The organism is Burkholderia sp. MSMB1826, from assembly GCF_001526325.1.
Lineage (GTDB): Bacteria > Pseudomonadota > Gammaproteobacteria > Burkholderiales > Burkholderiaceae > Burkholderia.
The window spans coordinates 200,870-214,222 of the sequence record NZ_LOYN01000026.1; the positions used below are offsets into that span (position 1 = coordinate 200,870).

Genomic DNA, 13,353 nt, shown 5'->3' on the forward strand with positions numbered 1-13,353 from the left:
TCGGCAGGTCGGGCATGCGGTCGATCGGTGACGCATGGCACAACCGCCGGCCGGTTTGACCGGCGAGAGGCCTCGTCTCTCGCCGTTTTTTATTGGACGCGCGGCGCGCGCCATGCGCCGCACGAATTCCCGAATCTTGCTATCGTGCCTCCATTCGAACTGCGATGAGGGGATGCGATGGATTTCGACTACGACCTGTTCGTCATCGGCGCCGGCTCGGGCGGCGTGAGGCTCGCGCGCATGTCCGCGTCGTACGGCGCACGCGTCGGCATCGCGGAAGAAGAGCAGATCGGCGGCACCTGCGTGCTGCGCGGCTGCATCCCGAAGAAACTCCTCGTCTACGCATCGCACTACCCGCACGAAGTCGACGACGCGCAAGGCTTCGGCTGGACCTTCGGCGCCGGCACGCTCGACTGGCCCGCGCTGATCGCCGCGAAGGATCGCGAGATCAACCGGCTGAGCGACATCTACATCAACCTGCTGCTGCAATCGGGCGTCGACATGCACGCCGGTCGCGCGACGCTCGTCGATGCGCACACGGTCTCGGTCGGCGCGCGCACGTTCCGCGCGCGCCACATCGCGATCGCGACCGGCTCGCGGCCGTCGCTGCCGCCGCGGCCCGGCATCGAGCATGCGATCACGTCGCGCGAGGTGCTGTCGCTCGCGGCGCTGCCCAAACGGATCGCGGTGGTCGGCGGCGGCTATATCGCGGTCGAGTTCGCGGGCATCTTCAACGGCTTCGGCAGCCACGTCGACGTGTTCTATCGCGGCGACAAAATCCTGCGCGGCTTCGACGACGACGTGCGCCAGTTCCTGACCGACGAGATGACGAAGCAGGGCGTCGCGATTCATGCGCGCGCGGTGATCGAATCGATCGAGCGCGCGAGCGACGGCACGCTGTTCGTGCGCGTCGGCGACGAGCGGCACGGGCCGTACGATCAGGTGCTCTATGCGACGGGCCGCGTGCCGAACGTCGACGGGCTCGGGCTCGAGCAGGCGGGCATCCTGCTCGATGCGCGCGGCGCGATTGCCGTCGATGCGTATTCGGCGACGTCGGTGCCGTCGATCCATGCGATCGGCGACGTCACGTCGCGGCCGCAGCTCACGCCGGTCGCGACGCGCGACGCCGGGCTGCTCGCGCGCACGCTGTTCGGCGGCTCGCGCGTCGCGGTCGATCACGCGTACGTGCCGTCGGCCGTGTTCAGCCAGCCGGAAGTCGCGACGGTCGGCCTGAGCGAGGCCGATGCGCGGCACGCGCACGGCGACGTCGACATCTACCGCACGTCGTTCAAGGCGCTGCGCCACACGCTGTCGGGCCGCGACGAGCGCACGCTGATGAAGCTCGTCGTCGCGCGCGACAGTCAGCGCGTGGTCGGTGCGCACATGGTCGGCCGCGATGCGGGCGAGATCATCCAGGGCATCGCGATCGCGATCCGCGCGGGCGCGACGAAGGCGCAGTTCGACGACACGATCGGCATTCATCCGACCGCGGCCGAGGAATTCGTGACGATGCGACAGAAAGTGGCCGATTAGCGGAAACCGTATGCGCGTGTGCGGCTGGAATGCCGGACGGCTTATTGTCGGGATATCGGCCGTTCGGATCGACGGCGCGAATGACGTGTGTCGATATCGCCGGATCGATCGTCAATCCGGCGATATCGCCACGGAAGACCGGCGCAGATCGGTCGCGTGCCGCGCGAGCCCACGCGTGCAACGCTTCGCGCACGAATAAGCGACGTATTTAATATAAGTGCGAAAATCGTCAATTATTATCAAGATACCCCGTCTTGATAAACAGGCTTGATATGATCGCGAAAAATCATATACGGGGCCGACCATGCACGATCAACAGTGCAGTAACCAGAATAACGAAATCATTCGTGTGCGCGATCCAGGCGCGCATCGCATTCCCCATCCGCGTTTTGCCGTAACGCATCCGTTGCGCCCCCTTCCCTGACTTACCGCGATCGCCGAACCGGCGATGAGCGCGTGCATGAGCCTCGCGCAGCGGCATCTTTTCCAGCAAGGAGACCAGCAGTGAACATTCAGACACGACGCACCGTCCTCGTGGCGGCAGCGGTCGTCGCGGCGCTGTCCGGCTGCGCGACCGAATCGTCGCGCACGCTCGACGTGCCGGCCGTCAGCAGCGCGCAGAAGCCGTACGCGGGCAAGCCCGTCGCGATCGCCGTCGGCAAGTTCGACAACCGCTCGAGCTACATGCGCGGCATCTTCTCCGACGGCATCGACCGCCTCGGCGGACAGGCGAAGACGATCCTCGTCACGCGCCTGCAGCAGAGCCGCCGCTTCAACGTGCTCGATCGCGAGAACCTCGACGAGATCAAGCAGGAAGCCGGCTTCATGAAGAAAGCGCAGGCCGTGAAGGGCGCGAACTACGTGGTGACGGGCGACGTGACCGAGTTCGGCCGCAAGGACGTCGGCGATCATCAATTGTTCGGCATTCTCGGCCGCGGCAAGACGCAGGTCGCGTACGCGAAGGTCAACCTGAACATCGTCGACACGACGACGTCGGAAGTGATCGCATCGAGCCAGGGCGCGGGCGAGTTCAGCCTGTCGAACCGCGAGGTGATCGGTTTCGGCGGCACGGCCGGCTACGACTCGACGCTCAACGGCAAGGTGCTGGACCTCGCGATCCAGGAAGCCGTGAACCATCTCGTCGACCAGGTCGACGCCGGCGCGCTGAAGGCGGCGCAGTAAATGCCGCGCGCGATACGACACGCACGAATCATTTCACCCACCAGAAGAGACAAGACCATGAAACGGGGAATCTGGCTGCCGGCGACGGCGGCCGCCTTGCTGCTCGCGGGCTGCGCGGCGCCGACCACGCCGCCGCTGTATCAGTGGACCGGCTATCAGCCGCAGGTGTACGAATACTTCAAGGGCCAGCAAGCGCCGCAGCAGCAGATCGATGCGCTCGAAAAGGCGCTGCAGGAAATCCGCGCGAAGGGCCACACGCCGCCGCCGGGTTTCCATGCGCATCTCGGGATGCTGTATGCGAGCGTCGGCAACGAGCAGCAGGCCGAGCAGGAACTGCAGGCCGAGAAGCAACTGTTCCCGGAATCCGCGGCGTATATGGACTTCCTGATGAAGAAGAAGCCCGGTGCATCGAAAGCCGCGCATCCGGCGGCCGCCGGCCAGACGGTTGCCGATCAGAAGCATGCCGATTCGAATCCTGCCAAACAGTGACGCCCTTGCCATGTTCAAGACACTTTCATTCAAGCTGCTGTCCGTGCTGTCGATCGCCGTGTTGCTGAGCGCGTGCGCGCAGCCGGTGCAACGTCCCGACTACACGGCGTTCAAGAAGAGCCAGCCGCGCTCGATCCTCGTGCTGCCGCCGGTCAACGACACCACCGACGTCGGCGCGACCTACGGCGTGCTGTCGCAAATGACGCTGCCGCTCGCCGAGTCCGGCTACTACGTGGTGCCCGTCGCGGTGATGGACGAGACGTTCAAGCAGAACGGCCTGACGAATGCGACCGACATCCAGGCGACGTCGCCGGCGAAGCTGCGCGAGATCTTCGGCGCGGACGCCGCGCTGTATTCGAAGATCACGCAGTACGGCTCCGTCTACCAGGTGGTCGACAGCACGACGATCGTTTCCGCGTCGACGAAACTCGTCGACCTGAAGAGCGGCGACGTGCTGTGGCAGGGCGAGGGCCGGGCGACCGGCAAGGAAGTCGGCAACAACATGAGCGTCAATGCGTTCGGGATCGTCGGGGCGCTCGTGCAGGCGGCCGTCAAGCAGGTCGCGCATTCGCTGACCGACGAAGCGCATGACGTCGCCGGGCTGACGAGCACGCGGCTGCTGTCGGCCGGCCCGCCGAACGGGCTGCTGTACGGGCCGCGCTCGCCGAAGTACGGCACCGACTGACGCGCGGCGGCGTCACGCCACGCCTGTCGTCCGAACGGCCGCTCGAAACGAGCGGCCGTTTTGTTTGCGTGCGGCGATACCGCGCGCCGGTCAATGCACGCCGAACGCGTCCAGCAGCCGGTACCAGCTCATCGCGAGCACCAGCGCCGGCGTGCGCAGCGTCGCGCCGCCGGGGAAGTCGCGATGCCGGATCCTGTCGAACAGGTCGAAGCGGCTCGCCTGGCCGTCGATCGCCTCGGCGATGAGCTTGCCCGCGAGCGCGGTCGTATTCACGCCGTGCCCCGAAAACCCCTGCGCGAAGTACGTCGTCGGCGTAATGCGGCCGAAATGCGGCGCGCGGTTCATCGTGATGTCGACGAAGCCGCCCCACGCATAGTCGACCTTCACGTCCGCGAGTTGCGGGAACGTCTTCAGCATGTCGGCGCGCATCGCCGCCGCGAGGTCGCGCGGCTCGCGCGTCGAATAGCTGACCTTGCCGCCCCAGACGAGCCGCGTGTCGGGCGCCGGCCGGAAATAGTCGAGCACGAAGCGGCTGTCGCAGATCGCCGCGCGCGCGGGCATCAGCGCGGCGGCGCGCGCTTCGCCGAGCGGTTCGGTCGCGATCACGTAGGTGCCGACCGGCATGATCTTTCTCGCCAGCGCGGGCGCGAGCGTGCCCACGTAGGTGTTGCAGGCGAGCACCACGAAGCGCGCACGCACGTTGCCGCCGCTCGTCTCGACGACGTGGCCGCCGGACACGTCGCGCACGCGCGTTACGCAACTGTCCTCGTGGATGCGCACGCCGGCGTCGACGGCCGCCCGCGCGAGGCCGAGCGTGTAGTTGAGCGGATGGAGATGGCCGCTGTCGGGATCGTACAGGCCGCCGCGATAGCGGGCCGACTGCACGTAGTCGCCGAGTTCGCCGGCTTCGACGAAGTGGAAGCGGTCGTAGCCGAAGCGCTTCGCGGCTTCGTCGCGCCACCGCTTCAGCGCATCGGCGTCGCGCTCGGTGTTGGCGGCGGTCAGGTAGCCGGGCACCAGCGCGCAGTCGATGTCGTGTTGAGCGATGCGCGACTTCACGAGCGACAGCGTTTCGAGCCCCATGTCCCAGATCCGCTTCACGTCGCCTTCGGGCATGAACTGCGCGAACGTGTCGATGTCGCACGCGAAGCCGCCGATCAGCTGGCCGCCGTTGCGGCCGCTCGCCGCCCATCCGACGCGCGACGCTTCGAGCACGGTCACCGAATGGCCGCGCTCGGCGAGATTGAGCGCGGCGGACAGGCCCGTGAGGCCCGCGCCGATCACGCACACGTCGGCGTCGGCCGTGCCGGCGAGCGGTGCGTGGCGGGTCGTATCGTTGGCGGTCGCCGCGTAGTACGACGCGACGTGCGGCTGGTTGGCGAAGGTCTGCATGATCGGGAAGACGTATCGAGAAGGTTCAGAACAGCTCGCGCACGCGGTGGTACAGCATCCCGAGTTCGAGCGCGGGTTGCCGCCATGCGTCGCCGCCGGGAAAGCGCCGGTGACGCAAGCGCGCGAACAGGTCGAACGCGCGCGCGTCGCCCGCGATCGCGCCGGCGACCGCGCGCCCGGCGATTCCCGTGAGCGCGACGCCGTGTCCGCTGAAACCCTGGACGTAGAAGAAGTTCGGATCGATCGCGCCGAAGTCCGGCGCGCGGTTGCGCGTGACGTCGACGAAGCCGCCCCACGCGTGCTCGACGCGCACGTCGGCGAGCTGCGGGAACACGCCGACCATGCGCTGCCGGATCGCTTCGGCGAGCGCGGCGGGCGACGCGCCGGCCGAATTCGCGCGGCCGCCGAACAGCATCCGGTGGTCGGCCGACAGCCGGAAGTAGTCGAGGAAGAAGTTGTTGTCGCACACGGCCTCGCGCCGTGCGATCAGCGCGTCGGCGCGCGCGCGGCCGAGCGGCTCGGTCGCGATGATGTACGACGCGATCGGCGCGATGCGTGCGGCGGTCGCGGCCGGCAGCACGCCGCCGGGCCCGGCGTTGCAGCACGACACGACGAAACGGCAGCGCACTTCGCCCGACGGCGTGCGCACGACGGGCCGCGCGCCGCGCACGACGTCGAGCGCCGGCGTGTGCGCGTACAGTGCGACGCCTTCGCGGCGCGCGGCATCGGCGAGACCGAGACAGTACTTGAGCGGATGCAGATGGCCCGACAGCGGATCGTGCACGCCGGCCAGATAGCGCGTCGATGCAATGCGCGCCTGGATCTCGCCGGTGTCGAGCCACGCGAGCGACGGATGGCCCCAGCGCGACGTCGCGGCGTTCATCCACGCGCGCAGGTCGTCGATGCGGCGCGGCTTCGTCGCCACCGTCAGGTAGCCGCGCGCGAAGTCGCAATCGATCCCGTGGCGCGCGATGCGCTCGGCGATCAGCGCGACGCCGTCGAGCGACAGCGACCACGCGGCGCGCGCGCCGTCGGCGCCGAGCTGTTTCTCGATCACCTCGTCTTTCGCGAAGCCCGTGATCGCCTGGCCGCCGTTGCGGCCCGACGCGCCCCAGCCGGGCCGGTGCGCATCGAGCACGGCGACGGACAGCCCGTGCGCGCGACAGTCGAGCGCCGTCGACAGGCCCGCGAAGCCGGCGCCGATCACGCAGACGTCGACGTCGATCGCCGCGTCGAGCATCGGATCGTCGGCGACGGGCCGCGCGGCCGTGGCTTCGTAGTACGAGTCGCGCGCGAGCGTATCGGCGCGGCGGGTGAAAGACTGCGTCATCAAACCGACTCCTTCGACAAGGCTGCAACCAGCACGCAGCCGGAAAACGGCGCGGGACGCCGTGCGTGCGGCACGGCGTCCCGCGCGTCCTGCATCAGAACGAATAGATGAACTGCGTCGCGAGCAGATCGTTGGACTTGCCGTACGACCCGTCGTTGCGCAGGAACACCTTGTTGTTCGCCCAGTCGTGCCGGTATTCGACCTTCACGGTGATCTGCTGGGTCGGATAGAACAGCAGGTCGAGCGCGACGTCCTGGCGCACCGCGCCCTTGCACTCGAAGCCCAGGCCGCCGCCGGCCTTCGACATCGCGAGGCAGTCCGCATCGACGCCGAAGCCGTTGCTCGGGTCCATCCCGTTGCCGTTCAGCGCGATGCCGCCCCCGCCGCCGCCGTTCTTCGAGTTCGCGAGCAGGTCGTAGCGCAGCGTCACGCCCATGCGGCCGACCACCGGCGCGTTGAACTTGCGGTGCGCGAGCAGCGACAGCCCGTACCACTGCGCGAGCCCGCCATTGAACGCCGCATGCTGCTGTCGGCCGTAGTCGACTTCGGCGTTGTACTGCACGTCGGCGAGCGTGTAGGTCGCGTCGAGTTCGCCGAAGAAGAACGAGCCGTAGCCGCTCGGCGCCGCGCCGCCCGGGCCGTAGTGGACGACGCCGTTCTCGTCGATCGCGCTCGACAGCGTCTGGCGGCCGATGTTGAACGAGCCGCCGAGATCGAGCGCGCTCGACCACGTGTAGTCCGCGCGCGCGGTGAAGGTCGGCACCTTGTTGCTGGTGGTGATCGGGTCGCCGAGCGCATTGGTGCCCGTCTGCGTGACCGAACCGTACGTGCGGTACTGCTCGTTGCCGAGGAAGAACTTCCACGCCCAGTTGCCCTTCGTGTAGTTCGCGCCGACACCGACGTAGCTGCCCGGATCGGAGAAATCGTACAGCAGGTTGTGCGTGAGCGTGAGCATCTGGTTCGACTGCTGGACTTCGTAGCCGCCGAAGCTCGGGATCAGGCCGGCGACCAGCGTCGTTTCCGCGGTGATCGGCACGTTGACGACCGCCGTGTTCAGCAGGTTGTCGGTGATCGAGCCGCGCGAGTTCTGCAGCAGCGTGATGCCGTTGCCGCGGTTCGGCATCAGCGTGATTTCGGCCGACGGCGCCATCGGGCCGACGCCGAACGTCTTCTTGATGTCGAGGTAGAGATCGCCGAACGTGCTGTTGAAATAGTTGTACGCGTTCTCGTGGTTCGCGAACAGGAACGACGACGTGCCGGCCGCGCGGTTGTAGATGTAGGTCGGATCGATGTAGCCGGTGACCGACAGGCCGGCGAGCGGGCCCGTGGTGGCCGCGTCGGTCAGCGAGTCGACCTTCAGCTGCTGGTTCGCGATCTGCTGCTTCATTTCGCTGACCTCGTCGTTGGTCAGCATCGCGCGTGCCTTGCCGTAATCCGGCGAGCCCGGGTCGGCGGCGACCGCGACGGCGCCGCCGCCCGCCATGCCGCCGCTCGCGCCGGACGTCGCGACCGCCGCGCCGCCCGGCTTCGCGGCGAGCTGCGCCTGCATCGCCTTCATCTGTTTCTGCAGCGCCGCGACCTGCGCCTGCAGCGCCTTGATTTCGGCGGAGGTGGAACCGGCCAGCGCGATGCCCGGCAACGCGCCGGCCACCAGCAGGCAGATCAGTTTCTTCTTCATTGCGGATTCTCCTAGTCGTGCGCCTGTCAAATCGGGATCGAATCGCGCGCCCCCCTGAGGCCGCGCGTCATGCTTGTCTGCAGTGCTCGTTGTCTTCGAAGCGGAGGCGGGCCGTCACGCCGCCGCGAATGCCGCCTTCAAGTCGGCCATCCGGCGCCGCTCGCGCGCGATCATCGTCCGGTTCACGACGATCACGCCGATCGTCACGGCGGTGATGAACAGCGTCGCCAGCGCATTCATCTCCGGGTTCAGCCCCAGCCGCACGCGCGAGAACACCACCAGCGGCAGCGTCGTCGATCCCGGCCCGGACAGGAACGCCGACAGCACCAGATCGTCGATCGACAGCGTGAACGACAGCAGCCACCCCGACAGCAGCGCCTGCGAGATCAGCGGCAGCGTCACCACGAAGAACACCTTCAGCGGCGTCGCACCCAGGTCGAGCGCGGCCTCCTCGAGCGACTTGTTCATCTCCTTCACGCGCGACTGCACGATGATCGCCACGTACGACACGCACAGCATCACGTGGCCGATCCAGATCGTCGCCATCCCGCGCCCCTTCGGCCAGCCGAACATCTGTTCCAGCGCGACGAACAGCAAGAGCAGCGAGATCCCCTGGATCACTTCCGGAATCACCAGCGGCGCGTTGATCATCCCCGTGTACAGCGTGAAGCCCTTGAAGCGGCCGAAGCGCGCGAGCACGAAGCCCGCCCACGTGCCGATCACGACCGACGCGGTGGCCGTCAACAGGCCGATCTTCAGCGACAGCCAGGCGGCGGTCAGCAGCTCGTCGTCGTCCAGCAGCGCCGCGTACCACTTCAGCGAGAAGCCGGACCACACCGTCACCAGCTTCGACTCGTTGAACGAGTACACGACGAGGCTGATGATCGGGATGTACAGGAACAGGAAGCCGAAGGCGAGAACGCCCGTCGACAGCGGTTTGCTCGGCTTGATCATTTCGCGTCCTCCAGTTCCTTGACCTGGTAGTACTGGAACAGCGCCATCGGCACCAGCAACAGCAGCACCATCGCGACCGTCACCGCGGACGCCATCGGCCAGTCCATGTTGTTGAAGAATTCATCCCACATCACGCGGCCGATCATCAGCGTGTCGGCGCCGCCGAGCAGCTCCGGGATCACGTACTCGCCCACCGCCGGGATGAACACCAGCAGGCTGCCGGCGATGATCCCGTTCTTCGACAGCGGCAGCGTGATGCGCGTGAACGCGACCCACGGCTTCGCGCCCAGGTCGTACGCGGCCTCGAGCAGCGTCAGGTCCATCTTCACGAGGTGCGCATAGAGCGGCATCACCATGAACGGCAGGTACGAATAGACCATCCCGATGTAGACGCCCGCATCGCTGTGATAGAGCCGCAGCGGCGTGTGGATGATGCCGAGCGCGATCAGCGTGTGGTTCAGGAGGCCGTCGTCCTTCAGGATGCCGATCCATGCGTACACGCGGATCAGGAACGACGTCCAGAACGGCAGCATCACGGCCATCATCAGCACGTTGCGGCGGTTCGGCTCCGAACGCGCGATGTAGTACGCCATCGGATAGCCGATCAGCAGGCACAGCACCGTCGACACGGCGGCCATCTTCAGCGAGCTGAGATAGGTCGCGATGTACAGGTCGTCCTGCAGCAGGAACGCGTAGTGCGACAGTTGCAACGCGAAGTGCACGACGCCGTCCTTGATCTCGACGAGCGACGTGTACGGCGGGATGCCCATCACCTGGTCGGCGAAGCTGATCTTCAGCACCAGCACGAACGGCAGCGCGAAGAATACGGCGAGCCACAGGAACGGCACGCCGATCGCGACGCTGCGGCCCGACGGCAGGAAGCGCGACAGCGCGGCGAAGCGATTGCCGCGCCGGGAAGCCGGCGTGGCGGCGGCAGCGCCGGTCGACACCGGCGCGGAAGGCGTGGAAGCGGAGGTTCTCATCGCGGCGTCCTCACTGCGTCAGCACGACGCCGCTGGCCGGCGACCACGACACGAACACGTCGTCGTTCCATGCCGGCGCGCCGTCGTTCATCAGGTGCGAGCTCGACAGGTTCGACACCACCGTCTTGCCGCTCGGCAGACGCACGTGGTACAGCGAATAGCTGCCCATGTACGCGATGTCGGTGACGACGCCGCGCGCCCAGTTGTGCTTCGAGCCCGGCTTCTCGCGCGACACGTGCACGCGCTCCGGGCGCACCGAGATGCCGACCGGCATCCCGAGCGGGCCGGTCACGCCGTGGCTCACGTACATGCGGGCTTCGAGGTCGTCGCTTTCGACGAAGATGTGATCGGGCTCGTCCTCGACGACGCGCCCCTCGAACAGGTTGGTCGAGCCGATGAATTCGGCCGAGAAGCGGCTGTTCGGGTATTCGTAGACTTCGCCGGGCGAGCCGATCTGCACGATCTTGCCTTCGCTCATCACCGCGAGGCGGCTCGCCATCGTCATCGCCTCTTCCTGATCGTGCGTGACCATCACGCAGGTCACGTCGACCTTCTCGATGATGTTCACGAGTTCGAGCTGGGTCTTCTGGCGAATCTTCTTGTCGAGCGCGGACATCGGCTCGTCGAGCAGCAGCAGCTTCGGGCGCTTCACCAGCGAGCGGGCCAGCGCGACGCGCTGCTGCTGGCCGCCCGACAGCTGATGCGGTTTGCGCTGCGCGTACTTGCTCATCTGCACGAGCGCGAGCGCGTCGGCCACGCGCTCCCTGATCTCGTGCTTCGGCGTGCCTTCCTGCTTCAGGCCGAATGCGACGTTCGACTCGACCGTCATGTGCGGGAACAGCGCGTACGACTGGAACATCATGTTGACGGGGCGGCGGTACGGCGGCAGCGACGCGAGGTCCTCGCCGTCGACGAAGATCTTGCCGGAGGTGGCCGTCTCCAGCCCGGCGAGCATGCGCAGCAGCGTGGACTTGCCGCAGCCCGAGCTGCCGAGCAGCGCGAACAGCTCGTTCTTCGCGATCGTCAGGTTCACGTTGTCGACGGCCGTGCTGTCGCCGAATTTCTTCACGACGTTTTCGATGCGCACGAACGCGTCGTTTTGCGTACGGGGCGCCGTGGCCGGTTGGGTCTGACGTGCGGCAGCGGAAGAGGGTATCGATTGCATGGGAGTCACCATTCGTTCTTCACGGATTGCAGGCGTGAGCGTCCCCGCGCGAGGCGCGCAACGCGACTCGCGGACGACGGCTCGTGCCGGATGGAACAGCGCGCGCGGCGCGCGGGCGGACGGAGGTCCGCGAATGTCAGGCGGGCAGGCGTACCGCGATGCCTGCGCCGCCGCGATGCACGGCGATCAGTGGCCCGTCTTCAACTGGGCCCACAGACGGTTCTCGAGGCGCAGGATGTCGGCCGGCATCGGCTTCATCAGCACCATCTTCTTCAGCACGTCTTCGGGCGGGTAGACGGTCGGGTCCTGCGCGACGGCCGGCGTGACGAATTGATGCGCGGCCTTGTTCGCGGTCGGGTAGAACACCGTGTTGGTGATCGCCGCGTTGACCTTCGGATCGGACACGTAGTTGATCCACTTCATCGCGGCCTCGGGGTGCGGCGCATCCTTCGGGATCACCATCACGTCGAACCACAGCAGGCCGCCTTCCTTCGGGTTCGCGAACTTGATGTCGTACGAGCGTTTCGCTTCGGCCGAACGGCGGTGCGCGATGCCGACGTCGCCCGACCAGCCGAGCACGACGCACACGTCGTTGTTCGCGAGGTCGTTGATGTAGCCGGACGAGTTGAACTGGGTGATGTACGGGCGGACTTTCTTCAGGACTTCGAATGCAGCCTGGTAATCGCCCGGGTTCTTGCTGTTCGGATCCTTGCCCATGTATTGCAGCGTGGCGGCGAACACGTCGACGGCCTGGTCGAGGAACGACACGCCGCAGCTCTTCAGCTTCTCCATGTTGGCCGGATCGAACACCAGCGCCCAGCTGTCGACGGGCGCCTTGTCGCCGAGCGCCTTCTTCACCGCCTGGGCGTTGTAGCCGATGCCGTCCGTGCCGTACGCCCAGGGCACGCCGTACTGGTTGCCCGGATCGGCGTCGGCGATCATCTTCATCAGCAGCGGGTCGAGGTTCGCGAGGTTCGGAATCTTCGACTTGTCGAGCTTCTGGTACACGCCGGCCTGGATCTGCTTGGCCATGTAGTTCGACGTCGGCACGACGATGTCGTAGCCGGAGCTGCCGGCCAGCAGCTTCGCCTGAAGCGTGTCGTCGCTGTCGTAGTTGTCGTACTTGACGTGAATGCCCGTCTGCTTCTGGAAGTTCGGGATCGTGTCCGGCGCGATGTAGTCGGACCAGTTGTAGACGTTCAGCTCGTCGGCATGCGCCGACGGGCTGGCGACCGACGTGAGCGCGGCCGCGGCGGCGAGGGCGGCGACGGAGCAGGCTTGGCGAAGAATACAGGCACGCATGGTGGAGTTCCCCTGGTTATGGCGACGTGCGGCGCCCGCCGCACGCCTGTAGGCAAGGCCGTTACGAAATACCCAGTTGCTGGGCGGTTGCATCGACGGCCTTCTTCGCCTTCGACACGAGTTCATCGATTTCCTGGCGCGAGATCACGAGCGGCGGCGACAGCAGCATCCGGTCGCCGGTCGCGCGCATGATCAGGTTGCCGTTGAAGCAGAAGTCGCGGCAGATCGTGCCGACGTCGCCGCCGTTCGCGAAGCGGCGGCGTTCGGCCGGCGCTTCGGCCAGTTGCAGGCTCGCGACCATCCCGTGGCCGTGCACTTCGCCGACGATCGGATGACGCGCGAAGGTTTCGCGCATCAGCGCCTGGAAGTACGGGCCGGTGTCGGTCTTCACGCGCTCGACGATGCCTTCGTCGCGCAGCAGCTTCAGGTTCGCGACCGCGACGGCCGCCGCCACCGGGTGGCCCGAGTACGTGAGGCCGTGATTGAATTCGCCGTTGTCGATGATCGGGCGCGCGATGCGCTCGTGAATGCCGACCGCGCCCATCGGCACGTAGCCCGACGTGAGGCCCTTCGCCATCGTGATCAGGTCCGGCTCGAAGCCGAAGTGCTGGTGCGCGAACCACTCGCCGGTGCGGCCGAACCCGCCGATCACTTCGTCGG

At 66.9% G+C, this 13,353-nt stretch carries 12 protein-coding genes; 4 read left to right on the forward strand and 8 right to left on the reverse strand.

Translation table 11 applies throughout. The annotated features are described in order from the left end of the window. The first annotated feature begins 177 nt into the window (after positions 1 to 177). The 4 genes from gor to WS95_RS17075 all read left to right on the forward strand — a co-directional run bounded on the left by gor (position 178) and on the right by WS95_RS17075 (position 3,889). On the forward strand, positions 178 to 1,533 hold the full coding sequence (gor, locus tag WS95_RS17060) for a glutathione-disulfide reductase (RefSeq protein WP_059824760.1): 1,356 nt from the start codon (positions 178 to 180) through the stop codon (positions 1,531 to 1,533). A gap of 510 nt (positions 1,534 to 2,043) precedes the next feature. Further along, entirely contained in the window at positions 2,044 to 2,715 is a 672-nt protein-coding gene (locus WS95_RS17065; RefSeq protein ID WP_208449968.1) for a CsgG/HfaB family protein, read from the forward strand. A 57-nt stretch (positions 2,716 to 2,772) separates the two neighbouring features. After that, positions 2,773 to 3,204, forward strand: coding sequence for a DUF4810 domain-containing protein (locus tag WS95_RS17070; protein ID WP_034208588.1), 432 nt, complete (start codon positions 2,773 to 2,775; stop codon positions 3,202 to 3,204). A 10-nt stretch (positions 3,205 to 3,214) separates the two neighbouring features. After that, positions 3,215 to 3,889, forward strand: a complete 675-nt coding sequence (locus tag WS95_RS17075; RefSeq protein ID WP_059824762.1) for a DUF799 domain-containing protein — start codon at positions 3,215 to 3,217, stop codon at positions 3,887 to 3,889. A gap of 90 nt (positions 3,890 to 3,979) precedes the next feature. Here the strand turns inward: WS95_RS17075 and WS95_RS17080 are convergent, their stop codons facing one another. The 8 genes from WS95_RS17080 to WS95_RS17115 all read right to left on the reverse strand — a co-directional run. After that, positions 3,980 to 5,281 carry an NAD(P)/FAD-dependent oxidoreductase gene (locus WS95_RS17080; RefSeq protein ID WP_059824764.1) on the reverse strand — a complete coding sequence of 434 codons (1,302 nt, stop codon included), beginning with the start codon at positions 5,279 to 5,281 and terminating at the stop codon, positions 3,980 to 3,982. Between the two features lie 25 nt (positions 5,282 to 5,306). Continuing rightward, positions 5,307 to 6,611 carry an NAD(P)/FAD-dependent oxidoreductase gene (locus WS95_RS17085; protein ID WP_059824766.1) on the reverse strand — a complete coding sequence of 435 codons (1,305 nt, stop codon included), beginning with the start codon at positions 6,609 to 6,611 and terminating at the stop codon, positions 5,307 to 5,309. A 94-nt stretch (positions 6,612 to 6,705) separates the two neighbouring features. Continuing rightward, positions 6,706 to 8,289 (reverse strand): DUF3138 family protein, encoded by a 1,584-nt coding sequence (locus WS95_RS17090; RefSeq protein ID WP_034208584.1) that lies wholly within the window; start codon positions 8,287 to 8,289, stop codon positions 6,706 to 6,708. A 114-nt stretch (positions 8,290 to 8,403) separates the two neighbouring features. After that, positions 8,404 to 9,243 (reverse strand): ABC transporter permease subunit, encoded by an 840-nt coding sequence (locus WS95_RS17095; protein WP_059824768.1) that lies wholly within the window; start codon positions 9,241 to 9,243, stop codon positions 8,404 to 8,406. Continuing rightward, positions 9,240 to 10,226 carry an ABC transporter permease subunit gene (locus WS95_RS17100; RefSeq protein WP_059824770.1) on the reverse strand — a complete coding sequence of 329 codons (987 nt, stop codon included), beginning with the start codon at positions 10,224 to 10,226 and terminating at the stop codon, positions 9,240 to 9,242. The genes WS95_RS17095 and WS95_RS17100 overlap by 4 nt, the downstream gene beginning before the upstream one ends. A gap of 10 nt (positions 10,227 to 10,236) precedes the next feature. Beyond that, positions 10,237 to 11,391, reverse strand: coding sequence for an ABC transporter ATP-binding protein (locus tag WS95_RS17105; RefSeq protein WP_034208581.1), 1,155 nt, complete (start codon positions 11,389 to 11,391; stop codon positions 10,237 to 10,239). Between the two features lie 186 nt (positions 11,392 to 11,577). After that, a complete protein-coding gene (locus tag WS95_RS17110; protein WP_059780814.1) occupies positions 11,578 to 12,693 on the reverse strand; it encodes a polyamine ABC transporter substrate-binding protein in 1,116 nt (371 codons plus the stop codon). A gap of 61 nt (positions 12,694 to 12,754) precedes the next feature. Further along, a partial coding sequence (locus WS95_RS17115; RefSeq protein ID WP_156444490.1) for an aminotransferase class III-fold pyridoxal phosphate-dependent enzyme occupies positions 12,755 to 13,353 on the reverse strand: 599 nt, incomplete at its 5' end.

Coding starts and splice junctions, on each gene's coding strand:
- gor (WP_059824760.1), top strand. CDS start 178: ATGGATTTCGACTACGACCTGTTCGTCATCGGCGCCGGCTCGGGCGGC.
- WS95_RS17070 (WP_034208588.1), top strand. CDS start 2,773: ATGAAACGGGGAATCTGGCTGCCGGCGACGGCGGCCGCCTTGCTGCTC.
- WS95_RS17075 (WP_059824762.1), top strand. CDS start 3,215: ATGTTCAAGACACTTTCATTCAAGCTGCTGTCCGTGCTGTCGATCGCC.
- WS95_RS17080 (WP_059824764.1), bottom strand. CDS start 5,281: ATGCAGACCTTCGCCAACCAGCCGCACGTCGCGTCGTACTACGCGGCG.
- WS95_RS17085 (WP_059824766.1), bottom strand. CDS start 6,611: ATGACGCAGTCTTTCACCCGCCGCGCCGATACGCTCGCGCGCGACTCG.
- WS95_RS17090 (WP_034208584.1), bottom strand. CDS start 8,289: ATGAAGAAGAAACTGATCTGCCTGCTGGTGGCCGGCGCGTTGCCGGGC.
- WS95_RS17095 (WP_059824768.1), bottom strand. CDS start 9,243: ATGATCAAGCCGAGCAAACCGCTGTCGACGGGCGTTCTCGCCTTCGGC.
- WS95_RS17100 (WP_059824770.1), bottom strand. CDS start 10,226: ATGAGAACCTCCGCTTCCACGCCTTCCGCGCCGGTGTCGACCGGCGCT.
- WS95_RS17105 (WP_034208581.1), bottom strand. CDS start 11,391: ATGCAATCGATACCCTCTTCCGCTGCCGCACGTCAGACCCAACCGGCC.
- WS95_RS17110 (WP_059780814.1), bottom strand. CDS start 12,693: ATGCGTGCCTGTATTCTTCGCCAAGCCTGCTCCGTCGCCGCCCTCGCC.